Annotated in this window: 23 protein-coding genes; 18 read left to right on the top strand and 5 right to left on the bottom strand. The window is 46.5% G+C overall.

Annotation, left to right across the window (positions count from 1 at the left end):
- Nucleotides 1-34: 34 nt before the first annotated feature.
- Nucleotides 35-841: an NAD(+) diphosphatase gene (gene nudC / locus ACFO4O_RS14720; RefSeq protein WP_382409872.1), complete on the top strand. Its 807-nt coding sequence runs from the start codon at nucleotides 35-37 to the stop codon at nucleotides 839-841.
- A 58-nt stretch (nucleotides 842-899) separates the two neighbouring features.
- Complete coding sequence (hemE, locus tag ACFO4O_RS14725; protein WP_382409874.1) at nucleotides 900-1,964, top strand: uroporphyrinogen decarboxylase; 1,065 nt, start codon at nucleotides 900-902, stop codon at nucleotides 1,962-1,964.
- 55 nt (nucleotides 1,965-2,019) lie between these two features.
- On the opposite strand, the gene queG is transcribed toward hemE, so the two are convergent.
- Nucleotides 2,020-3,198 (bottom strand): tRNA epoxyqueuosine(34) reductase QueG, encoded by a 1,179-nt coding sequence (gene queG, locus ACFO4O_RS14730; RefSeq protein ID WP_382409876.1) that lies wholly within the window; start codon nucleotides 3,196-3,198, stop codon nucleotides 2,020-2,022.
- 15 nt (nucleotides 3,199-3,213) lie between these two features.
- Here queG and ACFO4O_RS14735 point away from each other — a divergent pair, with 15 nt between their 5' ends.
- The 12 genes from ACFO4O_RS14735 (at nucleotide 3,214) to ACFO4O_RS14790 (ending at nucleotide 16,544) form a co-directional block, all read left to right on the top strand.
- Nucleotides 3,214-4,713 (top strand): NAD(P)H-hydrate dehydratase, encoded by a 1,500-nt coding sequence (locus ACFO4O_RS14735; RefSeq protein WP_382409877.1) that lies wholly within the window; start codon nucleotides 3,214-3,216, stop codon nucleotides 4,711-4,713.
- The gene (gene tsaE, locus ACFO4O_RS14740) at nucleotides 4,710-5,180 is read left to right on the top strand and encodes a tRNA (adenosine(37)-N6)-threonylcarbamoyltransferase complex ATPase subunit type 1 TsaE (protein ID WP_382409879.1); all 471 of its coding nucleotides are present in this window, start codon (nucleotides 4,710-4,712) and stop codon (nucleotides 5,178-5,180) included. The genes ACFO4O_RS14735 and tsaE overlap by 4 nt, the downstream gene beginning before the upstream one ends.
- 21 nt (nucleotides 5,181-5,201) lie before the next feature.
- Nucleotides 5,202-6,542, top strand: a complete 1,341-nt coding sequence (locus ACFO4O_RS14745; RefSeq protein ID WP_382409881.1) for an N-acetylmuramoyl-L-alanine amidase — start codon at nucleotides 5,202-5,204, stop codon at nucleotides 6,540-6,542.
- Between the two features lies 1 nt (nucleotide 6,543).
- Complete coding sequence (gene mutL, locus ACFO4O_RS14750) at nucleotides 6,544-8,466, top strand: DNA mismatch repair endonuclease MutL (protein WP_382409883.1); 1,923 nt, start codon at nucleotides 6,544-6,546, stop codon at nucleotides 8,464-8,466.
- Between the two features lie 42 nt (nucleotides 8,467-8,508).
- Entirely contained in the window at nucleotides 8,509-9,399 is an 891-nt protein-coding gene (gene miaA / locus ACFO4O_RS14755) for a tRNA (adenosine(37)-N6)-dimethylallyltransferase MiaA (protein WP_382410005.1), read from the top strand.
- Between the two features lie 87 nt (nucleotides 9,400-9,486).
- Nucleotides 9,487-9,732, top strand: coding sequence for an RNA chaperone Hfq (gene hfq, locus ACFO4O_RS14760; protein ID WP_382409885.1), 246 nt, complete (start codon nucleotides 9,487-9,489; stop codon nucleotides 9,730-9,732).
- Between the two features lie 14 nt (nucleotides 9,733-9,746).
- A complete protein-coding gene (gene hflX / locus ACFO4O_RS14765) occupies nucleotides 9,747-11,033 on the top strand; it encodes a ribosome rescue GTPase HflX (RefSeq protein WP_382409887.1) in 1,287 nt (428 codons plus the stop codon).
- A gap of 90 nt (nucleotides 11,034-11,123) precedes the next feature.
- Nucleotides 11,124-12,287, top strand: coding sequence for an FtsH protease activity modulator HflK (hflK, locus tag ACFO4O_RS14770; protein ID WP_382409889.1), 1,164 nt, complete (start codon nucleotides 11,124-11,126; stop codon nucleotides 12,285-12,287).
- The gene (gene hflC, locus ACFO4O_RS14775; RefSeq protein ID WP_382409891.1) at nucleotides 12,288-13,172 is read left to right on the top strand and encodes a protease modulator HflC; all 885 of its coding nucleotides are present in this window, start codon (nucleotides 12,288-12,290) and stop codon (nucleotides 13,170-13,172) included.
- 147 nt (nucleotides 13,173-13,319) lie between these two features.
- On the top strand, nucleotides 13,320-14,924 hold the full coding sequence (locus tag ACFO4O_RS14780) for an AbgT family transporter (RefSeq protein WP_382409892.1): 1,605 nt from the start codon (nucleotides 13,320-13,322) through the stop codon (nucleotides 14,922-14,924).
- A gap of 87 nt (nucleotides 14,925-15,011) precedes the next feature.
- Nucleotides 15,012-16,091, top strand: coding sequence for a ferrochelatase (hemH, locus tag ACFO4O_RS14785; RefSeq protein ID WP_382409893.1), 1,080 nt, complete (start codon nucleotides 15,012-15,014; stop codon nucleotides 16,089-16,091).
- A gap of 24 nt (nucleotides 16,092-16,115) precedes the next feature.
- A complete protein-coding gene (locus ACFO4O_RS14790; protein WP_382409895.1) occupies nucleotides 16,116-16,544 on the top strand; it encodes a DUF4112 domain-containing protein in 429 nt (142 codons plus the stop codon).
- Nucleotides 16,545-16,588: 44 nt separating this feature from the next.
- On the opposite strand, the gene ACFO4O_RS14795 is transcribed toward ACFO4O_RS14790, so the two are convergent.
- Nucleotides 16,589-16,951, bottom strand: coding sequence for a DUF2237 family protein (locus ACFO4O_RS14795; RefSeq protein WP_382409897.1), 363 nt, complete (start codon nucleotides 16,949-16,951; stop codon nucleotides 16,589-16,591).
- A gap of 37 nt (nucleotides 16,952-16,988) precedes the next feature.
- On the opposite strand from ACFO4O_RS14795, the gene ubiG reads away from it, so the two are divergent.
- Nucleotides 16,989-17,765 carry a bifunctional 2-polyprenyl-6-hydroxyphenol methylase/3-demethylubiquinol 3-O-methyltransferase UbiG gene (gene ubiG / locus ACFO4O_RS14800; RefSeq protein WP_382409899.1) on the top strand — a complete coding sequence of 259 codons (777 nt, stop codon included), beginning with the start codon at nucleotides 16,989-16,991 and terminating at the stop codon, nucleotides 17,763-17,765.
- 61 nt (nucleotides 17,766-17,826) lie between these two features.
- Nucleotides 17,827-18,435 (top strand): glutathione S-transferase family protein, encoded by a 609-nt coding sequence (locus ACFO4O_RS14805; RefSeq protein WP_382409901.1) that lies wholly within the window; start codon nucleotides 17,827-17,829, stop codon nucleotides 18,433-18,435.
- Nucleotides 18,436-18,451: 16 nt separating this feature from the next.
- On the opposite strand, the gene ACFO4O_RS14810 is transcribed toward ACFO4O_RS14805, so the two are convergent.
- The 3 genes from ACFO4O_RS14810 to ACFO4O_RS14820 form a co-directional block, all read right to left on the bottom strand.
- A complete protein-coding gene (locus ACFO4O_RS14810) occupies nucleotides 18,452-20,101 on the bottom strand; it encodes a diguanylate cyclase domain-containing protein (RefSeq protein WP_382409903.1) in 1,650 nt (549 codons plus the stop codon).
- Between the two features lie 180 nt (nucleotides 20,102-20,281).
- Nucleotides 20,282-21,976, bottom strand: a complete 1,695-nt coding sequence (locus ACFO4O_RS14815; protein ID WP_382409904.1) for a cisplatin damage response ATP-dependent DNA ligase — start codon at nucleotides 21,974-21,976, stop codon at nucleotides 20,282-20,284.
- Between the two features lies 1 nt (nucleotide 21,977).
- Entirely contained in the window at nucleotides 21,978-23,003 is a 1,026-nt protein-coding gene (locus ACFO4O_RS14820) for a ligase-associated DNA damage response exonuclease (protein WP_382409906.1), read from the bottom strand.
- A gap of 145 nt (nucleotides 23,004-23,148) precedes the next feature.
- Between ACFO4O_RS14820 and ACFO4O_RS14825 the strand changes: the two genes are divergently transcribed.
- Complete coding sequence (locus ACFO4O_RS14825; protein ID WP_382409908.1) at nucleotides 23,149-25,704, top strand: ligase-associated DNA damage response DEXH box helicase; 2,556 nt, start codon at nucleotides 23,149-23,151, stop codon at nucleotides 25,702-25,704.
- 3 nt (nucleotides 25,705-25,707) lie between these two features.
- On the top strand, nucleotides 25,708-26,454 hold the full coding sequence (gene pdeM / locus ACFO4O_RS14830; protein ID WP_382409909.1) for a ligase-associated DNA damage response endonuclease PdeM: 747 nt from the start codon (nucleotides 25,708-25,710) through the stop codon (nucleotides 26,452-26,454).
- Nucleotides 26,455-26,481 lie beyond the last annotated feature (27 nt).

Here is a 26,481-nt window from a genome sequence, read left to right on the forward strand (position 1 = left end):
TATATTACCTTTTGACCTACGAGCAACGCTAAGCATGACATCGACGCAGCAAACACTCTATTTTATTTTTTCTGACAACAGGTGGGTTGTGCCTCAATCTGCCAATTTAGGCGAAGGCTTGGCGGCTGTTAAAGACCTCGCACTCGATGCATTCGCTCAGTATCGCCAAGAGGCTGTAAAAATAGCTCAGTACGACGCTCAGAGTCATGTGCTTATTGATATGCAGCGAGACACCATTGATGATGATAACTATCGCTCACTCAGCATGCGTGAAGCGCTTGGCACGCTCAACGAACACGAATTCTCAATGCTGGCAAAAGCATGGCAGTATGCGCTGTTTTTGCGTCATCATAAATATTGCGGTCGATGCGGAAGCGCTATGTTACAAGTGCAGTGGGAAATGGCAATGCACTGCCACAGCTGTCAGCATCGTGTCTATCCTCGCGTATCACCTTGTATCATTGTAGCGGTTCGTAAAGGCGATAAAATTTTATTAGCACAAGGAGTGCGCCACCAATCTACCGGATTTTTTTCAACCTTGGCCGGCTTTGTAGAAAGTGCAGAATCTTTAGAGCACGCAGTGCACAGAGAGGTAAAAGAGGAAGTCGGTATTGAGATAAAAAATCTGGAGTACTTTGGGAGTCAGCCGTGGCCTTTTCCTCATTCTATAATGGTGGGATATTTGGCCGAATATGCCTCAGGGGATTTGGTCCTAGAAGAAAAAGAAATTCTCAGTGCTGACTGGTTCGATGTGGACAAGCTACCACTAACGCCCCCCACGCTGTCAATCGCTGGAAGGCTAATAGAAGAAACAGTGAAAAGAATAAAGCAAGGATCGTGATTTTAGCGTATTCTTTGCAAAAATTTTTTGATGAAATAAGAGAACAAAAGAGAGTCTAATGAGTCAGCTAAAAAACGATCGTTATTTACGCGCATTATTTAAGCAACCCGTAGATATGACCCCGGTATGGATGATGCGACAGGCAGGCCGCTATCTCCCTGAGTACAAAGCAACCAGAGGTGAAGCAGGCGATTTTATGGCCCTTTGCACCAACCCCGAGCTTGCTTGTGAAGTGACTTTGCAGCCACTACGCCGCTTTAAATTAGACGCCGCAATTCTGTTTTCTGACATTTTAACGATTCCTGATGCAATGGGTTTAGGCCTTTATTTTGAAACGGGCGAAGGGCCTAAGTTTCATCATCCTATTAGCTCTAAAATGGATGTAGAAAACCTACCCGTTGTTGACCCCGAGCTTGGCCTAGGTTACGTAATGGATGCTGTGCGCACTATCCGCAAAAACTTAAAAGGTGAGGTTCCGTTGATTGGCTTTTCTGGCAGTCCATGGACCTTAGCCACTTACATGGTTGAGGGTGGTTCGAGCAAAGCATTCACAAAAATTAAAAAAATGGCATTCGCTGAGCCACAAACACTTCATCTTTTGCTAGACAAATTGGCTGACTCCGTCATTTTATACTTAAACGCACAAATCGCCGCCGGCGCTCAATCAGTCATGGTGTTTGATACGTGGGGTGGCGTCCTATCTCCGCGCGACTATCAGCTGTTTTCCTTACAATATATGGAAAAAATTGTCGCTGGTTTAACGCGTGAATATGAAGGCCAGCGCATCCCTGTGACATTGTTTACGAAAAACGGCGGTCAATGGCTAGAGGCAATTGCTGCAACAGGTTGCGATGCTATTGGTTTAGACTGGACTATTAACATTGCAGATGCAAAAGCAAGAGTAGGCGACAAGGTAGCTCTGCAAGGAAACATGGACCCATCAGTACTCTACGCGCCTAAAGAGCGCATTGAGCAAGAAGTGTCAGACATTCTTGCAGGATTTGGTAAGGGAGAGGGTCACGTTTTCAACCTAGGTCACGGTATTCACTTAGACGTACCGCCTGAAAACGCCGGTCATTTTGTAGAGGCGGTTCATAAACTGTCGAAGCCTTATCACAATTAGCAGATGGCGCCGGTAGTTGTTGGCTAAATTGCGAAGAAAAGGTCTTGCTCGGGGCTCATGCGTCTCGGGGAAGGCCTTTTTTCACTAGCCGTACTAATCGCGCCTGTTGGCGCGTTATCCCAAGCTCATTTAGCTCGATGGCATGTTCGTCTTTGCGATGTTTTTGCCACTGAACTTGCTTTGCGAGCTGCTGGTCAATTGCCCATGAAAAGTGCTCAGTTAAGCAAGGGTCATCGTTCACGGCCAGCGCATCATTTAAAGCAACTAAGATATCTGGACTGTAGCTGGCATTACCCAGTGCAATAGATAGGTTACGTTGCCACTTTGCGTAGCCTATTCGCCGTATTGCTGAGCCCTCAGTATGTTTTAAAAAATCGCTTTCAGTCCAGCTAAAAAGGCTTAGTAACGAGACATCTTCAAACACTTCTCGTCTTGCAAAGTCTTTTTCATCGCTGATGCTCGCCTCACGATTGAACGGACATACCAACTGACAGTCATCACAACCGTAAATGCGATTGCCCATTGCCTGCCTAAACTCTGTGGGTATTACCCCCTCATGTTCTATCGTTAAATAAGAAATACAGCGCCTTGCATCTACTTTATACGGGGCAACAATTGCCTTGGTTGGACAAATTGAAATGCATGCCTGGCAGGTACCGCAGTTCTCTTTGGCAGGGTTATCTACAGGCAGTGGAATATTGACAAAAAGCTCACCTAAAAAAAACCATGAACCAGCGTGTTCATTTAATGTAAGTGAGTGCTTACCTGTCCATCCAATCCCTGCTTTTTCTGCAATGGCGTGCTCAAGTACGGGAGCTGAGTCGACAAATGGCCGATAGGCTAGCTCAGCGCAATGCTGCTGAATTTTTTCGGCCAACTGCTTGAGTCGCTTACGAATGATTTTATGATAATCGCGTCCAAGGGCATAACGGCTTATGTAAGCTTTATCGCTTTGCTCTAAGGTGTTGGCAAACTTTGCATCCTCTGGCAAATAATCCATGCGGACGCTGATGATCCTCAGTGTCCCTGGAACAAGGGCCTGCGGGTCCATGCGTTTTTCAATATTTCGCTCAAAAAACGACATCTGACCGTGGTATCCTTTCGATATCCAGTCAAGCAAGGCGCTATGATGTTTTGATAAATCAACATCAGCAATGCCAACCTGTTGAAATCCTAGTGATTTCCCCCAAGCCTTGATATGGTTTGCCAATTGCTGATAATCAGTGGACTGCACGTAAGGAAGTAACCCATGTTGGAAAAGAGTAATGCGCCAAGTTTAACACAGAAACTGTATCGGGCAGACCAAGTTAGACAGCACGAGCAGGCGGCCGCACAGCAAAGTGGCATCGACATGTATAGCCTCATGCAAAAAGCAGGTGAGGCAGTATTTGAGCAAGCTGTTTTGCTTATGCCTAATACCGACAACTATCTGGTGCTGGTAGGCATTGGACATAATGCAGGCGATGCCTACGTTGCCGCCTTGACTGCGGCCAAGGCAGGAAAAAACGTAAACTTATGTGCCGTTGAGCCAGAGCGTGAGGTCCAAGGAGATGTTGCGCGAGCAAAGCAAGCATGGCTAGATTCTGGTGGCACGGTTCAGCCATTTAGTGAATCTTTGCTAAGCAAAACAGATGTCATCATAGACGGCTTACTTGGCACTGGCATCAATGGGGTGGTACGCGCTGAATTTGCAAGTGTCATTAACGCTGTGAATCAAAGCGGCTTACCTGTTGTGAGTATCGATGTGCCAAGCGGCCTTTGCGGGAACTCAGGCGAATCTCTTGGGGCTACGATTGAGGCAAACGTCACCGTTACCTTTATCGGAATAAAGCTTGGATTAACCACCGGTGCGGGCAAGCAGTATTGCGGTAAGTTAGTATTGAAAGACCTCGGTGTTGGCAAAGCCTTCGCTAAGATTGCACGAAGCGACGCCACTGCTTTAGATATTGCCCATTTTAAGGGTTTGGCGCCGCGCCCGGTTAATTCTCATAAAGGAAACCATGGTCGCTTACTTTGTATTGGCGGCAATGCTGGTATGTCGGGTGCAATAAGGCTTACCTCAGAAGCTGCGTTACGAACCGGTACTGGCATGGTCAAGGTCTTCGCGCATGCCGACTCAAAAATACAGATTTGCGCAGGACGACCGGAACTAATGGTCATCAGCGATGGTCTTGATGATGCATTGGCATGGGCTACTTCAATTGTTATTGGACCGGGGCTCGGCACTGATGCGTGGGCTAAAAATATCTTTGACCGGGTGATGGAATATTGCCAGCAAAACCCAAAACCCATTGTGATTGACGCCGATGCGCTGAATTTAAAAGCGGTTAATACTACCTTTGTGGCCTTGCCCGACTGTATGATTACGCCGCATTCAGGTGAGGCATCTAGGCTGTTGAACGTATCTATCGAAGAGGTCGAATCAAACCGTTTTAACTATGCCCGCCAGTGCGCACAACGATATGATGCAACATGCGTGTTAAAAGGCGCTGGCAGTATTGTAGACAACCAGTCTCATTCTTGGGTCTGTCGTCATGGTAACCCAGGCATGGCAACGGCAGGTATGGGCGATGTACTGACCGGCATATTAGGTTCGTTAGTTGCACAAGGGCTTGATACCGACATGGCGTGTCAGTTTGGCGTGTCTTTGCATGCCAAAGCAGGCGACCTGGTGGCCGAAAAGTATGGGCAGCGCGGGCTTTTAGCAAGCGACTTATTTGAAACTATCAGAGTATTAGTAAACGAATGATGCAAGTTCAACACTCTTGTCACGACGAGGCCGCGACCGAGACTTTAGCTAAAGGGCTCGCCGCTGCGGTAAAAGCAGGCGGTCTGGGCGGTAGCGTGATTTATTTAGAAGGTGATTTAGGGGCGGGTAAAACCACCTTTAGTCGGGGTTTTTTGCATGCATTAGGCCACATAGGCAGCGTGAAAAGCCCAACATATACATTGGTAGAGCCCTATAAAATTGGCGATGTAGACGTGTTTCATTTCGATTTATATCGCTTAAATGACCCACAAGAATTAGAGTATATGGGTATTAGAGATTATTTTAACTCAAGCACTCTGTGCTTGATTGAATGGCCTGAAAAGGGAGCCGGCTTATTGCCATCTGCCGAGCTAGAAATTAAGATTGACTATGAAAATGCCGGCAGAGGCTTTATATTAACATCGCACACACGCCGAGCAGACGCTTGGCTGTCGGGTTTAAAGTAAAGCGGAGTATAAACCACAGCAATGAAGCAACACATTAAGCATCCAATGCGATTGTTATTGTGCCTTATGGCGGCATTGCTCTTTGCTCCTTTTAGCTTAGCAAACAATGGCTTTAAACAGATTAGATTTGGCACTAGCGACGACACATCTCGTTTGGTGCTGGAGTTTCAGTCTGAACCCACATACACCTACTTTGCTCTCAAAAACCCCGACCGGATTGTGGTAGACATAGCGGGTGTCAGTAACGATTTTTCGCTCTCTGATGTGGCGATTAACTCACCGGTAGTTAAAAAGGTGCGCCACTCAACACCTAAAACACCTGAAGATACGCGTTTGGTTATTGAAATGACTAAGGCTTTGGTGCCAACGCTTTATACCCTGCCCGCGTCAAGCAGTGCTCCTCCTCGCTTGGTTATTGAATTGGTCGACCCGAATCCTCCGGCTCAGAATATTGTGATCAATAGCGCCGCGCCAAATCGAGATAAAGATATTATTATTGTAATTGATGCAGGGCATGGCGGAGTGGACCCCGGCTCGATTGGACCGGCAGGCACCTACGAAAAGCGCATAACTTTGAGCATTGCAAAAATGCTTGAAGATAGAATAAACAGCGAACCGGGCTTAAAAGCGGTGATGACTCGTAACGGCGATTATTACATATCACCTAACGATCGGCCGAAAGTGGCGGTAAAAGCGAATGCAGATTTGATGATTTCGATTCACGCTGATGCATTTAGTACGCCTCAGCCAAGAGGTGGGTCTGTGTGGGTACTATCAAAAGGTCGCGCTGACAGTGAATTGGGTCGCCTACTTGAGCAGACAGAACGAAGCTCTGAGCTCTTAGGTGCGGCCGCTGAGGTAATTGAAGATAGAGACACCGAGCGCTATTTTGCAGAAACCATCCTCAATATGTCGATGGACCTGTTTCGGGCCAGTAGCTATGAACTTAGCAACAAAATGATTAGGGAAATGAAGGGCGTAACAAAGATGCATAAAAAAACACCTCAAAGCGCCAGCTTTGCTGTGTTAACTGCGCCAGAAACCCCTTCTATTTTGGTTGAGGTTGGTTTTATTTCTAACCCTCAAGAAGAAAAAAATCTTAACTGGAAAGAGCATCGAGAGCGTTTAGCCGACGCTATGTTTACCTCTATCAAAGCTTTCTTTAAAAAAACACCTCCAGACGGCACGCTTTGGGCCCAGTGGAAGCAAAATGCACCTCAGCAGCATAAGGTAGCAAGTGGCGAGTCATTGTCATTGTTAGCACAGCGATATGGTGTAACAGTCAATCGCCTCAAAAGTGAAAACAATCTCTCTTCCGATTTAGTGCGAGTGGGTCAGATGCTGACCATACCCAGTTCGTAATATGGCGCAACTAGATAATGTAAGCCCTGCCATTCATTTGCTCCCGCCTCAACTTGCCAACCAAATAGCGGCTGGGGAGGTAGTAGAGCGGCCGGCATCTGTGGTCAAAGAGCTGTTAGAAAATAGTATTGATGCCAAGGCCGATAGCATTCATATTGAGATTGACCAAGGCGGACACAAACGCATACTGATACGCGACACTGGCTCAGGCATTTCTAAAGATCAGCTGGAACTGGCGCTTAGCCGACACGCGACCAGCAAAATATATAATTTAGACGACCTTGAATGCATCACTAGCATGGGATTTAGAGGCGAGGCACTTGCCAGTATTAGTTCGGTGAGTCGTTTGAGTCTTACGTCGCATCCAGAGGCTCAAAGCGAGGCATGGCAAGCGCAAACTCAAGGCATGGACATGGCGGTAACGCTTAGTCCAGCAGCGCATCCTATTGGCACCTCGATTGAGGTGCTCGATTTGTTTTTCAATACCCCCGCGCGGCGTAAATTCTTAAGGGCACAAAAAACCGAGTTCCAGCATATTGAGCAAGTGGTGCGCCGAATTGCCCTCGGACATCCGAACATAGCGTTTACCTTGAAACATAACGGAAAACTCATTTTTAAATGGGGCGCGGGGACGCTTGAGCAGCGCGTTGCTGCGGTCTGTTCGCCCAATTTTTTAACGTACAGTACGCGCATAGACTACCGTCATGAGCAAATAAGCCTCAGCGGCTGGTGTTCCTGCATTGGTCAGGGCTGGCAAACTAACGACCAGCAGTATATTTTTGTTAATCAGCGAATGATCAAAGATAAATTGGTACTGCATGCCCTGCGTCAGGCTTACGAGGGGATGTTGGCAGATAATCAATATCCGGGTTATGTGTTGTTTCTAAATTTGCCCGCGCAGGATATGGACATAAACGTGCATCCAGCCAAACATGAGGTGCGCTTTCATCAGGCAAGAAAGGTCCACGACGTGATTTTTCAAGCGGTGAGCCAAGCGCTGCTCCTTGCACAAGCAAAGCAAGAACAAGCACAACATGATGTACCCACAGATTCTTCAGAAGCCGCCAGTCATGACTTGGTAAGTGATACGTCAAATGGCGGGGCAAATAAAGCAGAGCATGACGCGGCTCATGGTCAATCGACTCTCATTCCATCAGCCCCTAACCATGATTATATCCAGCCGCTGCGAGCGAGTGTTCATGAAGCTCCGCCTGCGCCGCAGCACACCGCTGCGCCATTTGGCGTTAGCAGTGTCAGGCGTCAATCTGTTACCAGTGCGCCGGCGAGTTCAGCGGGTCGCTCTGGCCGATTCCAAGGGCCATCTGCAGATGTGGGAGAAGCGGGTCGGCGTTATCAAGAATTGATGCAACCACGCACAGACTCGCTCGCCAAGCACTCGCAAGATACGCATTCACAAAGAACACATCGGTATGTGATGTCTGGCGCTTATGCTTTGTTTGAAACAAACAAGCAGCTTGTGGCCTTGCCGCTCGCTCGCTTAATAAGCTTATATTTGCAGCATTCATTATCGCAAGCAAACACGCCACAGCCACTGCTGATGCCGGTGTCTGTGCAAAAAGACCATGCGCTTTGTGAGTCTAGCATTTCGTCGTTAGAGGAATGCGGATTTGTGATTGATAATGCTCACAATAAATACATTCTCAAGCAGGTTCCCAGTGGCTTAAGAGCCCTTCCGTGGGCACATTTGTTTGCCGAGTTGAGCGCACAGCTACAAAACACGTCGGCTAAATCGAGCTTTATGGATGCACTAGGAGACGCATATTATGCGCTTATCAGCGAAGACACTCAGCGTTTGCATTCACTCATTGCTGCCTTACCTGATGACACTATCGGTGACGCACTCTCTCATCATGGGCGAGAGCTGTGTGCAAAGTCTATATTGTCACTTTGCGAGAGCCTGTAAACGGTGAATAAAGTGCCCCCTAAACAACCGGTCATTTGTATTATGGGCCCCACGGCAAGTGGCAAAACAGCGCTGGCGGTTGCTTTAGCACAAGCCATTCAGGGTGAGGTAGTCAGCGTTGACTCTGCGCTTATTTATCGAGATATGAATATTGGTACTGCAAAGCCTGATATAGATGAGATGCAAGGCATTCCCCATCATCTTATTGATATTTGCTCTCCACAAGATAGCTATTCTGTGGCGCAGTTTAGAGATGATGCGATTGCCTGTATCGATGACGTGCTAGGGCGCAATAAAATTCCTATTTTGGCGGGCGGAACTATGATGTATTTCAATGCACTGCATCAGGGAATATCGCAGATTCCGTCGGCCGATATGCAGGTTCGAGAGCAGGTGCAAACCATGATTAGCGAACACGGCCTTGCTCACGTGCATGCAAAATTGCAAGAAGTCGACCCTATTAGCGCTGCAAAAATCCATCAGAATGACCCTCAACGCCTAACGCGTGCGATGGAGGTATTTATTAGCACAAATAAGCCTCTTTCGGTTTGGCAACAAGAAAAAAAACCGGCTCTCGAATACGATTTTTATAACTTTGCTCTGATGCCAAATGACCGCGCTTTTTTACACCAGCGCATTGCCACGCGATTTGAACTTATGCTCGAGCAAGGTTTAGTTAAAGAGCTAGAGATGCTGTTGAGTAAATATGACTTAAATCCAGATTTGCCTTCCATGCGTAGTGTAGGATATCGCCAAGTCTATTCGTATCTCAGCGGTGAGTATGATTATGCAAACATGGTCGAAAAAGGCTTAGCCGCTACTCGACAGTTGGCAAAGCGTCAAATGACGTGGTTAAGAGGTTGGGAAGACACAACTTTCATGGATATCCAAGCCCATGATTTGTTGCGGACAATTATGAAAAAAGTGACATAAAAGTATGTGTAACTCGCCAATTTTTTGTTGTACACTGAACGACCAGACATGAGTAACTCGTAACATAATAATAATTAAGGATGTCTAATGGCTAAAGGTCAGTCTTTACAAGACCCATTTTTAAACGCATTACGAAAGGAACGCATCCCCGTTTCTATTTACTTAGTGAATGGTATCAAACTGCAAGGACAGGTTGAGTCTTTCGACCAGTTTGTTGTGCTACTAAAAAATACCGTAAGCCAAATGGTATATAAACATGCAATCTCAACGGTTGTTCCCTCACGCGCATTTACCATGCCGACTAACCATGGTGATGGCGATTCTCAAGATTAATTTGGAGTGTTTTTTTGTTTGACCGTTTTGAAACTGGCGAAAATGCCGTACTGGTCCATATAGATTTTTCAGACGAGCAGAACAAAGAAGACCTCCAAGAACTCCAAATGTTGGTGTCGTCAGCCGGTGTTAATCAGGCTGGTGTTATAACGGCATCTCGCAATAGCCCTCAAGCTAAATATTTCATTGGCTCAGGTAAAGCCGAAGAAATCGCGCAAACCGTTAAAAGCTTACAGGCAGATGTGGTTATTTTTAATCACTCTCTTTCTCCGTCTCAAGAACGTAATTTAGAGGCTTTGATTCAATGCAGGGTGCTCGATAGAACCAGTTTAATTCTCGATATATTTGCGCAGCGTGCCCGCACCCATGAGGGTAAGCTGCAGGTAGAGCTTGCTCAGTTAAAACATATTTCAACGCGTTTGATTCGTGGCTGGACGCATTTGGAACGCCAAAAGGGCGGGATTGGTCTGCGTGGACCGGGTGAAACCCAGCTTGAAACCGACCGTCGTTTGTTGCGTGGTAGAATCAAAGCAATCTTACGGCGCCTAGCAAAGGTTCAAAAGCAGCGAGAGCAAGGCCGCCGTTCGCGCAAACGGGCTGAAATACCTACCGTATCTTTAGTGGGATACACCAATGCCGGAAAGTCGACCTTGTTTAACACCATTACCGACGCAGGTGTATATGCAGCCGACCAATTATTTGCGACGCTTGATCCGACTTTACGGAAAGTTGAGCTAGACGAGGTAGGTTCAGCCATTTTAGCCGACACCGTTGGGTTTATCCGGCATTTGCCGCACGATTTGGTGGCTGCCTTTAAAGCCACTTTGCAAGAAACACAAGAAGCAGATTTATTGCTGCATGTGGTTGATTATGCGGATGAGCAATACCGCGAAAACATGGACCAAGTGAATGAGGTGCTCGATGAAATTGGCGCCAAGGACGTTCCACAACTCGTAATTTGCAACAAGATAGACCGATTAGACAATGTCGAGCCTAAAATAGATCGTGATCAAGAAGGGCGTCCTATCCGCGTTTGGGTATCTGCACAAACCGGTCAGGGGATTGATTTATTGAAAATAGCCCTCACTGAATGTTTAAGGAAAACAATGGTCAGCCATACTTTACGAATTCCGCCAAATGAGGGACGTTTGCGCGGCATGCTGTATGAGCTAAATTGTATTACCGAACAGAGCTACTCAGAGCAGGGCGATTGGCTGGTTGACATCAAAATGTTGAGTGCAGACTGGCACCGAATAGACAAAAAAGTGGAATATAAACTCAGCGAATTTGTGATTCACTAATACAAAATCAAAGTATATTTTCATTAGTGCAAAACTATTCGTAGCTTGTACTAGTATATTAATGGGTATCTGTAATTTCGGAGTGTGAATATGGCTTGGAATGAGCCGGGTGGTAACGACAACAAAAACGACCCGTGGAAAAATCGTGGAAATAAAGACCAAGGTCCTCCCGATTTAGACGATGTGTTGAAAAACATTTTTGGCAAATTTGGCAAGGGCGGCGGCTCCGGCGGCGGTTCTGGTGCTAACTTAACCGGTAAAGGCATTGGCATTGTGGCCGTATTGGCTGTGGTGATTTATGTGTTAAGCGGCTTTTACACCATCAAAGAGGCTGAGCGCGGCGTCATTTTACGTTTTGGTGAATTCCATTCTCTGGCGCAGCCAGGTCTGCAGTGGAAGCTTACTTTCATCGATAACGTCATTCCCGTGAACGTGCAGTCAATTCGTAACCAAGCCTCATCTGGTTCTATGCTTACCGAAGACGAAAACATGGTCAGTGTAGAAATGGAAGTGCAGTACCGCGTGTTTGACCCGCAGCAGTGGGTGTTTGCCGTAGTCAATCCAGAGCAGAGTTTGAGTCAAGCATTCGACAGCGCTATACGCTATGTGGTGGGTCATTCAAAAATGGATGATGTACTTACTGAAGGACGTGAGGTTGCTCGTCAGCGAGTGTTAGAAGAACTGCAAGGTATTATCGCACCGTATGCAATGGGTGTAGATATTATCGACCTGAACTTCACCAACGCACGACCTCCTGAGCAGGTTAGAGCGGCCTTTGACGACGCCATTGCTGCACAGGAAGATGAGCAGCGTTTTATTCGTGAAGCAGAAGCCTATCAGCGTGCGATTGAGCCAGAAGCACGTGGCCGAGTGAATCGAATGAACGAAGAAGCGCAAGCGTACAAAGAGCGTTCGATTTTGGAAGCGCAAGGTGAGGTAGCGCGGTTTGAGGAACTATTACCTCAATATGTGGCGGCACCTGAGGTGACTCGACAGCGCATATATTTAGAGACGCTTGAAAGCGTGTTTATGAATACTAGTAAAATTATGGTTGATACAGAGGGCGGCGGTAACTTGATGTACTTACCTCTTGATAAAATTATGGACCAAAGAGATACATCACGACAAACCATAAACCGTAATTCAACCAGCTTTGAGGAGATTAGAGACCGCGTTAACAATAGTCCTAACGCAACACCTCTAATTAATAATAATCCGCGGAATGACAGCTCCGGCAGACAGGGGAGAAACTAGATGAAAAATATCGTAGCAATACTGATTGTTATATTAGCCATTCTTGGTTTCAACTCTATCTTTGTTGTATCGGAAGGCACGCGCGCAATCGTCATCACCTTTGGTAAAGTAGGGCAAAACGCAGACGGTTCAACTAAAGTATATGAGCCAGGTTTACATGCAAAAATTCCTTTCTTTGACCGCGTTCAGCGCCTTGACGCTCGAATTCAAACCCTAGATGAGCGAGCAGACCGATTTGTCACTGTTGATAAAGAAGACTTGATTGTTGACTCCTATGTAAAGTGGAAGATTGAAGACTTTGGCCGCTACTGGTTATCTACCGGTGGAAACAAAGCGCAGGCTGAGATTCTACTTAAACAGAAAGTGAACAACGGACTACGTTCGGAGTTTGGTTCTCGCACGATACAGCAAATTGTATCAGGCGAGCGTAGCGAACTGATGGACGAAGCCATGATCCAAGCATCGGGCAGTTCAAACGAACTGGGCGTTGAAATTATTGATGTGCGCGTAAAGCAAATTAACTTACCGCAAGAAATAAGTAATTCCATATTTGACCGGATGCGAGCTGAGCGTGCTGCCGCGGCTAGAGAATATCGTTCAGAAGGTCAAGAGCAAGCAGAGATTATTCGAGCCAATGTAGATGCAAAAGTCACCGTAATGTTAGCTGACGCAGAGCGTAATGCCCGTCAACTGCGCGGTGAAGGCGATGCGCAAGCGGCTCAAATTTATGCTCAAACGTATTCTAAAGACCCAGAGTTCTTTAGTTTCTTACGCAGTATGGACGCCTATCGCGCTAGCTTTAGCAGCAAACAAGACGTCATTGTTATTGAACCAGACAGCGACTTCTTTAGATATCTTAACAATCAATCGGGTGCACGCCCCTAAATAGGCTCGCTGACGCAGCTATCTAAATTCGAAAGCCGCTTACACAGCGGCTTTTTTGTGGGAGTCGCTTGCGCAATTAAACATGAAAAGTAGTGCCAAATTAGGTATTATTTACAACATAATAACAATAACCAAGAGAAACAGCGTTTGTCGTCTAATTCATCTCAAAGCCCTTCTCCAGCGAGCGTTGCCAACAGTGGTTGGTTTTCTCGTTTTTTAGCAGGTGTTGAATGGCTCGGTAATTTACTGCCGCATCCAATTACCTTGTTCGCCTCACTGGCATTATTTATTGTATTTTTAAGCGGTATTTTAGGCTACTTCGATGTAAGCGTTTTAGACCCTCGCCCAATTGGTGCGAAAGGGCGCGAGGCTGATGGCGTAATAGAAGTCATTTCTTTAATGAACGCAGAAGGCCTGCAGCGAATTGTTACTGGGCTGGTGACTAACTTCACAGGCTTTGCCCCTTTAGGGACCGTATTAGTTGCGCTGTTGGGAGTATCTGTGGCAGAGCACTCGGGCTTACTGAGCACTATGATGCGAGCCATGGTCATGAACGCCTCTAAGCAAGTAGTGACGGTAGTAGTAGTATTTGCCGGCGTGGTTTCAAACACCGCTTCAGAGCTGGGATATGTTGTATTAATACCGCTTGCTGCGATGATTTTCCATTCTTTAGGGCGTCATCCGCTAGCCGGTCTAGCCGCCGCATTCGCTGGTGTGTCGGCAGGCTACAGTGCAAACTTGCTGTTAGGTACGGTCGATCCGCTACTAGCCGGTATCACTCAAGATGCTTCGCGCATGATAGACCCTGAGTATGTTGTTGGCCCTGAAGTAAATTGGTATTTCATGTTCGTCAGTACGTTTGCCGTGGCTATTATGGGCGCCTTTGTGACTGAAAAAATTGTTGAGCCACGTTTGGGCGTTTACGACCCCAAAGACGCCTCTATTGATTTGGGTGAGCAAAAAATGGACGCGCCGACCCCTGTTGAAATAAAGGCGATGAAATGGGCAGGCCTTACCTTTGTATTAGTGTGTAGTGTGTTGGCGTTCACTATCGTGCCGGAAAACGGTATTCTGCGGCACCCTGACACGGGCGAAGTGGCCGGTTCGCCATTTTTAAAAGGCATTGTAGCCTTCATTTTTATTACCTTTGCCATCCCCGGTTTTGTTTACGGACGTATTGCCGGCACTATGAAAAACGACCGAGACGTTATTGATGCTATGGCAAAAAGCATGAGTTCAATGGGTCTTTATATCACGCTTGTGTTCTTTGCCGCGCAGTTCGTGGCGTTTTTTAAGTGGACGAATTTGGGCACTGTATTGGCAGTCAAAGGCGCGGCGTTTTTGCAAGCAACCGGCTTTGACGGTCCTGAAGTATTCCTGCTGTTCATTTTGATGTGCGGCATTGTGAATTTGTCATTGGGTAGCGCGTCAGCGCAGTGGGCAGTGACTGCGCCAATCTTCGTGCCTATGCTTATGTTAATAGGCTTTGCGCCAGAGTTAATTCAAGCGGCATACAGAATAGGCGACTCGGTGACCAACGTTATCTCACCGATGATGAGCTATTTTGGTCTCATATTGGCAATTGCGGCTCGCTATAAAAAAGATCTAGGAATGGGAACACTCATTGCAACAATGCTGCCTTACACGCTAACGTTTATTGTTGGCTGGAGCATTTTGTTTTATGCCTGGGTGTTTTTGTTTGGCTTGCCGGTTGGTCCAGGCGCTGCTACTTACTACAATCCGCTCCCCTAAAACTTAGGTAAAATTGGCTTTGGAGAAGTCCAAAGCCAATGAATTTACGTATTTTTAATTAAATCGTTATAGCGACCAATCCTATTTATGAAGTATCGTTCTCAGCAAAGTTTTACTCATGCACAGCCTGACAAAATCGGTGTGCTCATTAGTAACTTAGGCACACCTGAAGCGCCTACCAAACAAGCTCTTAGACCTTATTTAAAGCAGTTTCTATCAGACCCTCGCGTGGTAGAAGTGCCAAAAGTGATTTGGTGGTGCGTACTTAATTTAATTATTTTAAATATTCGGCCCAAACGTTCCGCAGAGGCTTATAAAACGGTATGGACTGAGGATGGCTCACCTCTACTCACTCACACTAAGCGACAAGCTGAGGCGCTGTACGAGCGCTTAACGCGCAAATATGGCGATGATGTGGTGGTAGAGTATGCGATGCGCTATGGTGAGCCCTCGGTATCGACCGCCGTTGAACGTCTGCTCGCAAAAGGCGCTAGAAAGATAGTTTTGCTCCCGCTTTATCCTCAGTATTGTGCCTCTACGTCGGGCTCGACGTTTGATGCCCTTGCACATGATTTTACTCAGCGGCGCTGGTTGCCAGACTTCCGTTTTATTAGTCATTACCACGATAATCCTGCTTACATAAAGTGCATGGCAGATAAAATCCGAGCGCATTGGGAAACGCACGGTCGCTGTGACAAGCTGATATTCTCATATCACGGCATTCCAAAACGCTATCTAACAAACGGCGACCCTTATCACTGCGAATGTCATAAAACCTCTCGCTTGATTGCCGAGGCGCTTAATATAAGCTCCGACGAATACATGACAACATTTCAATCACGTTTTGGCCGTGAAGAGTGGCTGCGCCCATACACCGATGAAACCTTAAAAGGATTGCCCGATAAGGGTGTGAAATCACTTCAAGTTGTGTGCCCTGGTTTTTCTTCAGACTGCTTGGAAACCATAGAAGAGATTGGTGAGGAAAATCGCGAATACTTTATGGAAGCCGGTGGCGAGCGCTATGAATACATCGAATGCTTAAATAGTGACGATGCCCACATGGATATGTTGTGTGAGTTGGTGGAGCAAAACATTCAAGGTTGGCAGGTAGGAGATAACTATCAACAGCGCGATCAGCTTGCTAAAGCCATTGGCGCCGAAAAATAAGCGTCGACTAGGGGAGTTAAGCGCATGAGCAACAGTGATTCAGATGCGGGATTAAAGGCGCCCGCGGAGTTGTTAAAAGCCCAATCAATGGCGAATACGCTCGACACTGCAGTGCGCTTGCCCATTATTGGTATTAAAGTAGGCTTGGATTTTTTAGTGGGTCTTATTCCGGTGGTAGGTGACGCCATTATGCTGTTGGCATCGCTAAGAATTGTGCACTTAGGCCATAAAATGGGCGTGCCCAAAGCCTTGAAAACAAAAATGCTGCGCAATTGCCTACTGGATTTTTTATTGGGCTTTGTTCCGTTTTTAGGTGACATTGTGGATATCTGGTTTAAAGCAAATCAGCGCAACGTTCGCATTATGGAAAAGTGGTGGGTAAGTGAAAACAAACAGAGCATAGATGCGATGCGCGCAAAAATGCTCAAAGAATGGAAAGACGGGCAACAATAGCAGTTGGGCCGGTTGGTGCTGGGCGCTAACCTAAAACGTATACATTAAGGCTCATGAGCATGAGCTTTCAGAACGTCAAGCCCAACGACTTCAAGTGCTTTTGCATTACTTGCTTCAAGTATCACTGGTGGCGCGACATTAGCTGCAACCGCATGATACCAGCGAACAGCACATAAGCACCAACGGTCACCGGCTTTCAGGCCTTTGAAGTCGTACATGGGATTAGGCGTAATGAGGTCGTTGCCCGAGGCTTTAGAGAAGGCAAGAAATTCGTCGGTCATGATGGCACAAACGCTATGATTTCCAAAGTCACTATTGGGAACATAACAAAAGCCCTCGCGTGTGAAGCCGGTGTTGCCGCAGCAAAGCTTTAATGTGGTGCCAAGTACGTTTTTTTCGTTTGCCATGATGGTCCTTTAATTTGCATATTGCTAAGGGTATACGATGTTAGACAAGAGTCAGCTTAGTTCAGTCACCGCAGATAATGAAAATATTTCTGCCGAAGAGATTGCTAAATTCGACAAGCTTGCCGAGAGTTGGTGGGATCCAAATGGCAAGTACAAAACCGCCTTGATATTTAATCAGGCGCGCACCGAGTACTTTATTGAACAAATCGCGAATCACTTTGGTCGCAACCATCATGCTATTAATTGTTTAGATGGCCTGACGGTACTCGACGTAGGCTGCGGTGGCGGTCTGGTTAGCGAGGCGATGGCAAAGGCCGGCGCAACGGTGACTGGCATTGATGCGAGCGAAATGAGCATTCAGGTCGCCCGTCGTCACGCGATTAAAAGTAACCTTGATATTACCTACCGACATATGCTGGCTGAACACCTCTTGCCTGAGGGCAAAGAGTTTGATGTTGTTATTAATGCAGAAGTGGTAGAACACGTGCCGATGCCGAAAGAACTTGTGCGCGAATGCAGTTTGCTAACCAAACAAGAGGGCTGCCTCGTGATGGCAACGCTAAATCGCACTCTTCGTTCATTTTTGATTGGTATTGTTGGCGCTGAATACATCATGCGGTATTTGCCAATTGGCACCCACAACTGGCACATGTTTATTAACCCACTTGAGCTTAATAGCTGGGCATCTATCAATAGGATGCAGCTTATTGACGAGACAGGTATGAAATACAATCCGTTTACCAAACAGTGGAATTTATCGAAGAGTTTGGCGGTCAATTACATTCAGGTTTATAAAAAGCGACCTTTGGCCTAGCGCCACTTTAGCAAATTAAACTTTCGGCCATAGCTCAAGTGAATATAAAAGGATGTGTAGTATGAAAATTTACGATACCAAAACCGCGCCCACCCCTCGACGAGTGAGAATTTTTTTAGCCGAAAAAGACATTCAAGTAGAGTACGTGCAAGTTGACTTGGGCGCAGGCGAAAATTTAAGTGCGTCGATGCGCGCTAAAAACCCTATTGGCAAAATACCAATCCTTGAACTTGACGACGGCACCTGCATTGGCGAAAGCGATGCGATTTGCGCTTACTTTGAGGCCATTCAACCGGAGCCTTATTTGTTTGGTCAAAGCGCGATTGAAAAGGCTCAAGTGATGATGTGGCAGCGCCAAGTTGAGTTTTGTTTGTTTATGCAGGTGGGCATGTGCTTTCAACACAGCACGGGTCATTTTAAAGACCGAATGACGCCTGTTCCTGAGTATGGAAAAGAAGCGGGTATTAATGCAACTAAATACTTAAGCGTGCTTGAAAAGCGCCTCGCGGACGAAGAATTTATAGCCGGGCCTAAGTTCTCTATTGCTGATATTACGGCGCTTTGTGCAATAGATTTTGCAAGAGTTGTGCAAATTCGACTGGGCGAAAAGCATCAGAATGTAAACAGGTGGTATCAACAGGTATCGTCTAGGCCGTCGGCTAAGGCTTAATCACTAAGCGCAAGCGCTAAGAAAGGCGCTTGCAGGTTACGCGGTTACGGCCATTGCGTTTTGATTCGTACAACAATTGGTCGACCGCCTCAATCAGTGCCTCTGCACTTTGCTCAACACTACCGTTCACACTTAAACATCCCAGGCTGATGGTAACCACATCACTGACTTGAGACGCTTCATGCTCAATTGCCAAGTCCTCAATGCATTCTCGCATTTTTTCGCAGCTATCATAAGCGGCTTGTTCGCCGACATTAGGCAACACACACACAAACTCCTCACCACCATATCGCGCGATAAAACCGGTATGATGGTTGAGTTGCGACAAGAGCGCTTCTGCAATCTGTGTTAGGCACTTATCGCCTGCCAAATGTCCGTATGAGTCGTTGTATTGCTTAAAATAGTCAACATCTATCATTACAATCGCGATATCTTGGCGGGCTATTCGCGCTTTGTTCCAATCAAATAAAAACTTCTCGTCAAACCATCGGCGGTTTGCAAGACCGGTTAAGCTGTCTTTTTGCGAGATACCGGTTAACCATTTATTGGTCTCTTCTTCTCGCTTGATGCGGGCCATCATTTCGTTAATTTCATTACTGAGGATAGAGAGTTCATCATCTCCCGACAGCGAAATTGGGTCTGAATCGTCAGACTGTTTTCCTTTAATCTGCAGCAGCAATTGTGAGAATCTGTCTAGTAGTATTGTTTTGGTGATCAAACGTATTAGCGAAAAGCTCACAATGACAATGATCAAAGCGCTGAGTAATAAAAAGGTTTGCAAGTTTGATTTAGTCTGACGAATCAGGGAATTATCAAAGTCGATTTGTAAAAAGGCTTTAAATCCAACTTGGCGATAAGACTGCATATCAACATGTTCTAACACCATATTATCGTTACCATCATCTCGATAAGTGCCATCAAAAAGGGCTCGAGCGGTTTCTTCTTCAATACGATGTCCGGGATTGAACAAAGACCATTGATCAACCGGACTTAAAATGAATAAGTCGATGCTGCTAATGCTTTGGTATTTTGCCACTAGTTTGTCTACGTAGTCGCCAAACAGGTAATCTCCAATTTGGTTGCTCTTTTCTTCCTCTAATCGTTTTTGCAGGTCGATATCGCCATTAACAATAATGTTGCTACCCGCTTGGCTGTAATAAGCGTATTTTTTAAGGTTGCCGTTGACTGTTGATAAAGACACGCGATGGGTAAAAAACGTATCTGCATTGAGAAGCTTACGCAAACTGCTTGTGTAATCGTCGCCATAGCTGGTCATGTCTAAACCAACTTCGGAGTCGAAAGTGCTGGCATAGACTATAAGATCGCTGTTAATAAGATGAAGGTCGGAAAGCGAATATTTGTCACGAAGCGTAAGCAGTTGCGCTTGAGTGACATCGCCTTTTTGCGTATACAAAGCTTGTAATTCACTCGCTAATTTAGGCAAAGACTGTTCTAGTTCAGTTTCCCATTCTTGCTCTATGAGCAGAAGCAAACGGTCGAAGACTTCGATATCTTGACGGATACTCGCGGTGAGTGCTTCTTTTTGTTCATAGTCGCGTTTTGCTAAAAAATTGTCTAATACCCATATGCTGACGCCATAGGTCATCAGCGTTGCCAACACCCCGGTAAGAGCAATAAATAGATTGAGTTTTTGCCTAAGCAGCATATAAAAACGAGTAGGTCTGAAGATGAAAGTACAATACCCGATTGATAGGCAATATACAAAGCAAAACCACAGCGGTTAACGCCTTTGTGTATATTCACACATACGGTTAAGCAACCAGCACCGCCGCATGGCTCACTGCTAATTTAGAACGCACATAGCGTGTTTATTAACAGTCCTGCGTTAGTACTTGAGCATGGCCTTTAGGGTATCTAAGGTATCGGCCTCGTTAGCAGGTTTGTCCCAACGGATACGATGAATGCGCGGAAAGCGCAAGGCCACGCCCGATTTATGGCGTTTTGATTCGTGTACCGAGTCAAACGCTACCTCAAACACCAGCGCTTTCTCGAGCTCTTTGACAGGCCCAAATCGGCCAATGGTATGTTTACGCACCCAGTTATCTAGGCGTTTTAGCTCCTCATCGGTAAATCCACTGTATGCTTTACCGATGGGCAGCAACTGCCCGTCTTGCCAGCAGCCAAAGGTGTAGTCAGAGTAAAAAGAAGAGCGTTTTCCGTGTCCACGCTGCGCATACATAATGACGGCGTCAATCAATTGAGGGTCGCGTTTCCATTTATACCACTTACCTTTTGGTCTACCTGATACATAAGGGGCATCTTTGCGTTTGAGCATCAAACCTTCGATGTAACCTTGCTCTAGCGTTTGCGCCTTATCTCGAAGCATTTCTAAGGTTTTGCTGCCCTCAAATTCAAGCCTAGATGATAAAAATAAGTGCGCATAGGGCTGACTCTTAAACCAAGCGTGCAGGCTGCTATAACGTTGCTCAAGCGGCAGGTCGCGTTTGTCGTCACCGTTTAGACTCAGCACGTCATATAAAATAATGCCGGCAGGATATTCACCGATGAGCTTTTTGCTGGGCTTTTTCTTATTCAGTCTTTGTTGCAGCTGATTAAAAGACGCGATTTGGTGTGAGCTGTTTTTATCCTCATTGGCACTAAGCACGCTTGGTATATCTTGGATGGTATTATCTAAAGGCGCTTGCTCATTTTTGGGCGACAGGGCAATTAACTCGCCGTCAAATACCCCCTCAATATCGCTTTTTTCAAGCGGCGCTAAAATCTCTGGAAAAGCCGCACTGATGTCGTCCCCCGTTCTGCTAAACAGTGCCTTGCCGGCAACACCAACGACCAATTGCACACGAATGCCGTCAAACTTCCATTCGGCCTGCCATTGACTAGGGTGAATGTCTTCTAGCATGGTTTCGTCAAAAGGGTGAGAGAGCATCACCGGTTGAAAGGTCAGACTCTTGCTAACATCGGGCATGGCGGCTTTTCCTTCCAGCCATTCTAAAAAAGACTGATAAGGAGGTGTAAGCCCATGCCAAAGTCGTTCTATGTCCTCTACCGTAATATCTTTGTCATAGCGCTGCCCATATTCAGCCAGCACTTTTTTCAAAAAACGCGCCGACACACCGATACGCAAGCCTTGCGTGCCTAACTTTAAAAGGGCCCACCTTTGCGGCGCGTTCATGCTGTTCAGTAAGCTAATAAGGTAATTGCGGTTTTCAGCGCGCGAACCCTCGGCAAAGCGAGTAACTAATTCTGACAAGCTCGGTAGCGTTTGCACGCAGGGAGGGTCTGAATCAATAGGCGTCCATAAATGGGAAACGGTTTCGCTCATTTCCCCCACATAATCGTAAGACAGGTCAAATAACAGCGGGTCAACACGCTCAACTATGAGCTTTTTAATCATCGCGCGTTTAAAAAAATCAAAATTTAAAGTGCCTGCTATGGCGGCAATAGCCCAGCCACGGTCTGGGTCGGGTGTGTTGGCAAGGTAGTCTTTGATTAAAGCGGCTTTGGCTAAATTACTAGATGTGAAGTAAAGCTTATCGACTAGCTCGGCGAAGGCAATCATATTAGCTCTCATCCTCATCATAACCAATTAGCGACAGCGCTTTTGCTTTAAACCCCATTTTCTGAGCTTGATGCACAAGTGCTTGTTCACGCCCGTGGGTAACCCATACCTCGTCAGGGTTTACCTCTTCAAGCGTCTGCAGCAGCTCAGGCCAGTCGCAATGGTCGCTGATAATCAGCGGTAGCTCTGCTCTTCTTTGCTTGGAGCGGGCGCGAATTTGCATCCATCCTGATGCCATAGCGGTCATGACATTAGGCAATTTGCGCGACCATCTGTCACTGAGTGACGACGGCGGTGCGAGTACTAACTCACCCTTGAGGGTTTTTAAATCAGCAAGCTCGCTAACAGCCTCCCATTTTCCTAAGTCAACCCCTTGGCTTTGATAGTACTCACAGAGTTTAATAAGTGCGCCATGCAAGTAAATCGTTTTATGATAGCCAAGCTCACGCAACGACAGCATTAAACGTTGGCATTTTCCTAATGCATAAACGCCAACAAGATGGCAGCGGTCTTCAAACAAGGCCATCGAATCTAGCAGCTTTTGCATTTCGTCATTGATGTAAGGGTGTTTAAATACCGGTAGTCCAAAAGTCGCTTCGGTCACAAATACGTCGCAGGGTGTTACTTCAAAAGGTAGGCAGCTTGGGTCGCGATGTCGCTTATAGTCGCCTGAGAGCACCAATCGATGATCCGCATGCTCTATTACCGCTTGCGCAGAACCGAGGATGTGTCCTGCAGGCGCGAAGTAAAGCTCACCCTTATGGATATTTACACGCTGACCGTAATCAAGCGCCCGAGGGTGTTCGCAAAAGTCATCCCCGTAGCGAATTTGCATGATGTTAAGCGTTTGCTCAGTGGCAAACACTTCTTTGTGTCCGGGCCTAGCATGATCGGCGTGCCCATGGGTTATGATGGCGCGAGGCACAGGATGCATGGGGTCAATGTAGGCGTCTAATGCACTACAGTAGAGTCCGAATTTATCAGTTTTTATCCATGTTTCGGGATGCCGTTTAATAGTTCTCTCCACAGGCCTTGCTTGCTTTGCAAATGCATACGCATCTTGCCCCTGCAAAGTTTTATTCGTTGAAGCTAAACTTATGCTCAGCGCCAGATGTATATATGGAGCTAACAGCAAAACACTTATAAAGGCAAAGGAAAACACGATCACTGCAATGTCGAACAAGCGCGGGCGTATCCCTGACATTTTTAAACAATGGTTTGAAAATAAGCAGTGGCAAATACGGCCTTATCAAAAGAAAATGATCACGGCTTTTGCGCGGCGTAAATCAAGCTTATTGATTGCGCCTACCGGGGCAGGAAAAACGCTCTCTGGGTTTCTACCTAGCCTTATTGACCTGCATCAGCAGTTAGAAGACTTGCATGCACGTGAAAAGCCTTTAAACGATAAGCGCGACAAAGACAGTAAGGCCTTTGTAAGAGCGTCTAAAAAATTGGGTTTGCATACGCTTTATATTTCGCCTCTAAAAGCCTTAACCTACGACATTGAGCGGAATTTGCACCAGCCCATCAACGACATGGGCTTAGACATAGAAGTCGCTTCTCGCACCGGCGACACCACTGCCTATCAGCGACAAAAGCAGCGTCGGCAACCTCCGCATATTTTACTGACCACTCCCGAGTCGCTAATGCTGATGCTCTCTTACGCCGATGCGCCGAGCATATTTGCTAATTTGAAATGTGTCATTCTCGATGAAGTTCACAGCTTTGCTCATACCAAGCGAGGAGATTTTACTTCTCTGGCCTTGGCCCGCCTACAGTATTTGTGCCCGGATTTTATTCGTTTTGGTTTGTCGGCCACAGTAGCTCATCCAGATGTGTTGGCATTGTGGCTTGGTGCAAACGGTGAGGCGGTGGATGTGGTAGAGGCGAAAACGCGGGTTAAACCCCGAGTTAAAATCCTCAATACCAAGGCGCGCATCCCCTTTGGTGGCTACATGGGAAAATATGCCGCTGCCGACGTATATAAAGCGATAAGCCAAGCCGGCACGACCATTGTGTTTGTAAATACACGAGCAACTGCCGAGCTAATATTTCAAGCCCTGTGGGAGCTCAATACAGAGGTACTACCCATTGCCATCTATCATGGCTCTTTGAGTAAAGACCAGCGGCAAAAAACCGAAAGCATGATGGCAGCAGGTAAGCTAAAAGCCATAGTGGCGACGTCGGCTTTGGAATTAGGTATTGATTGGGGAGACGTTGATTTAGTGATTCAAATGGGCGCGCCAAAGGGAGTGAGTCGATTACTGCAGCGAATTGGCCGTTCAAACCACCGTTTAGATGAACCTTCTCAAGCCTTGCTAGTGCCAGGTAACCGCTTTGAAGCGCTCGAATGTTTAGCCGCGATTAACGCCATTAAAAAGGGTGAGCTTGACGGCGATGCGCCGCAGTCCGGAGCCTTAGATATATTGCCTCAATACATCCTTAACTGTGTATGCAGCGCACCTGCCACGATAGATGAAATTTATCAGCAAGTGCTCGCCTCGCCGCCATACAGTGGTTTAGATAAAACGACCTTCGCAAAACTGTGGGAGTTTACGCAAAACGGAGGCTATGCACTGCAGGCTTATGAGCGCTATAACAGGCTTGAAGAGGTGGCGCCGGGCGTATTTCAAAGTGCCTCGAAGAGAGTGACCATGCGGCATCGGCAAAACATAGGAACCATTGTTGAGGCAGGGCGGCTAAAGGTTAAGCGGCTTCGCCGTTCTCACCAAGGAAAAATAATTGGTGAAGTAGAAGAGTATTTTGCACAGCAGTTGGTTAAGGGCGACACCTTTTACTTTGCCGGTGAAGTGCTGCGCTTTGAAGGAATACGCGACATGATGGTTGAGGCCAAGCCGGGTAAGGCAAAAGAGCCTAAAGTACCTAGTTATGTCGGCGGACAAATGCCTCTATCTACCTATTTGGCTGAGGCGGTTCGTGAGCTTCTCAATACCCCAGATGCGTGGAATAAACTGCCCATGCAAGTGCGCGACTGGCTGGAGCTGCAACAGGCTTTTTCAATGATTCCTCAGCCAAATAAGGTGCTAATTGAGCAGTTCCCATTTCGCAAAACTGAGTTTGTGATGTTCTATACCTTTGAAGGGCGAAAGGCCAATCAAACCTTAGGTATGCTAATTACCCGAAGAATGGAAAAGCTTGGTCTTCAGCCTTTGAGCTTTTCAATTACTGATTATGGATTGTCTATTTGTTCTCTGCAAAAAGTTCTTTTAAGCCATATTCCCCGCTTGTTTAATCCTGATATATTAGGAGATGAACTTGAAGACTGGATGCTCGAGGCTGCCATGCTCAAGCGTTCTTTTAGGCGTGTGGCGGTTGTCAGCGGTTTGATAGAACAGCAGTATCACAGTAGTAAAAAAACGATGCGTCAGGTCACGTTTTCAACCGATTTAATTTACGACACGCTGCGTGAATACGACAAGGACCATGTGTTGCTACAGGTTACGCGCGAGGATGCGGAGCGTGAACTACTCGACTTGAGCCGCACCGCCGATTTACTGATACGCTTTGATGGGAACTACGACTTTAGAGCCTTATCAAAACCTTCACCGATGGCCATCCCTATTGTGCTGGATGTGCGCTCTGAACAAGTAAGCGGTGCCGGAATGCAGGCCTTACTTGAGCAAGCTAATTTATATCAGGAAGCGGAACACATGATGGATGATATTCGCCTGCTGTTGAGTGAAGGTGGCAATGCAGACGGGCAATAAAAGATGATTGAAGCTGATGCGCTGCATGCGCTGGTGATGAACAACACGCTAATTCCAGTGCGTTTTTGTGAGCAGCGCTTAATCATAGATGGCCGTGGAGTACTGTACTGGCCGCGTCACGACCTGCTGATTTTTTCTGATTTACACTTTGAAAAAGGCAGTTTTTTAACGCAGTTTGCCCATCCCCTTCCGCGTTTTGATACCCGTGAAACCCTTAAACGCATGCAGCTCTTAATTGAGCAATATCGTCCTAAACAGGTGATTTGCTTGGGCGATAGCTTTCATGATGTGAATGCCGATAAACGCTTGCAGCAAGACGATATTGAAACGCTTAATGCAATGCTTAACAACGTAAACAAATGGATGTGGGTGCTGGGTAACCATGACCCTGATATCCCGCAAGTGCTTAGCGGTATACGAGTGCCTCACGTGTTAATAGATGGACTATTGTTTGTGCATGAACCGGAAGAGCTGAGCAGTTTTTTGCCAGATTCGGCCGGCACCACATTCGAACCTGAGATTTTACTAGGACAAATTGTTGGGCATTATCATCCTAAAACCAGCTATAAGGTAAGCCAAAAGCGCGTAACCGGAAAGTCATTTGTGATTGGCAAGCATATGTTGCTTATGCCCGCTTTTGGTAAATATACAGGTGGTCTATCAACCGATACGACGGTAATAAAGTCGCTTTTCCCCGAAGGCGCTCCGCAAATACTGTTAAGCTATCACGCTAAGTTGTTTATGTTGTGAAGATTTATTAGCTTGCTGTCAGGCACG

Source organism: Glaciecola siphonariae (genome assembly GCF_042652645.1).
Lineage (GTDB): Bacteria > Pseudomonadota > Gammaproteobacteria > Enterobacterales > Alteromonadaceae > Glaciecola > Glaciecola siphonariae.

What these genes read in the sequence shown, in the direction of transcription:
- nudC (WP_382409872.1), top strand. Translation starts at nt 35, where the DNA reads ATGACATCGACGCAGCAAACACTCTATTTTATTTTTTCTGACAACAGG.
- hemH (WP_382409893.1), top strand. Translation starts at nt 15,012, where the DNA reads ATGAAGTATCGTTCTCAGCAAAGTTTTACTCATGCACAGCCTGACAAA.
- ACFO4O_RS14810 (WP_382409903.1), bottom strand. Translation starts at nt 20,101, where the DNA reads ATGCTGCTTAGGCAAAAACTCAATCTATTTATTGCTCTTACCGGGGTG.
- hemE (WP_382409874.1), top strand. Translation starts at nt 900, where the DNA reads ATGAGTCAGCTAAAAAACGATCGTTATTTACGCGCATTATTTAAGCAA.
- ACFO4O_RS14735 (WP_382409877.1), top strand. Translation starts at nt 3,214, where the DNA reads ATGTTGGAAAAGAGTAATGCGCCAAGTTTAACACAGAAACTGTATCGG.
- pdeM (WP_382409909.1), top strand. Translation starts at nt 25,708, where the DNA reads ATGATTGAAGCTGATGCGCTGCATGCGCTGGTGATGAACAACACGCTA.
- ACFO4O_RS14790 (WP_382409895.1), top strand. Translation starts at nt 16,116, where the DNA reads ATGAGCAACAGTGATTCAGATGCGGGATTAAAGGCGCCCGCGGAGTTG.
- ACFO4O_RS14805 (WP_382409901.1), top strand. Translation starts at nt 17,827, where the DNA reads ATGAAAATTTACGATACCAAAACCGCGCCCACCCCTCGACGAGTGAGA.
- ACFO4O_RS14825 (WP_382409908.1), top strand. Translation starts at nt 23,149, where the DNA reads ATGTCGAACAAGCGCGGGCGTATCCCTGACATTTTTAAACAATGGTTT.
- hfq (WP_382409885.1), top strand. Translation starts at nt 9,487, where the DNA reads ATGGCTAAAGGTCAGTCTTTACAAGACCCATTTTTAAACGCATTACGA.
- tsaE (WP_382409879.1), top strand. Translation starts at nt 4,710, where the DNA reads ATGATGCAAGTTCAACACTCTTGTCACGACGAGGCCGCGACCGAGACT.
- ACFO4O_RS14745 (WP_382409881.1), top strand. Translation starts at nt 5,202, where the DNA reads ATGAAGCAACACATTAAGCATCCAATGCGATTGTTATTGTGCCTTATG.
- hflK (WP_382409889.1), top strand. Translation starts at nt 11,124, where the DNA reads ATGGCTTGGAATGAGCCGGGTGGTAACGACAACAAAAACGACCCGTGG.
- hflC (WP_382409891.1), top strand. Translation starts at nt 12,288, where the DNA reads ATGAAAAATATCGTAGCAATACTGATTGTTATATTAGCCATTCTTGGT.
- miaA (WP_382410005.1), top strand. Translation starts at nt 8,509, where the DNA reads ATGGGCCCCACGGCAAGTGGCAAAACAGCGCTGGCGGTTGCTTTAGCA.
- ubiG (WP_382409899.1), top strand. Translation starts at nt 16,989, where the DNA reads ATGTTAGACAAGAGTCAGCTTAGTTCAGTCACCGCAGATAATGAAAAT.
- ACFO4O_RS14795 (WP_382409897.1), bottom strand. Translation starts at nt 16,951, where the DNA reads ATGGCAAACGAAAAAAACGTACTTGGCACCACATTAAAGCTTTGCTGC.
- ACFO4O_RS14815 (WP_382409904.1), bottom strand. Translation starts at nt 21,976, where the DNA reads ATGATTGCCTTCGCCGAGCTAGTCGATAAGCTTTACTTCACATCTAGT.
- mutL (WP_382409883.1), top strand. Translation starts at nt 6,544, where the DNA reads ATGGCGCAACTAGATAATGTAAGCCCTGCCATTCATTTGCTCCCGCCT.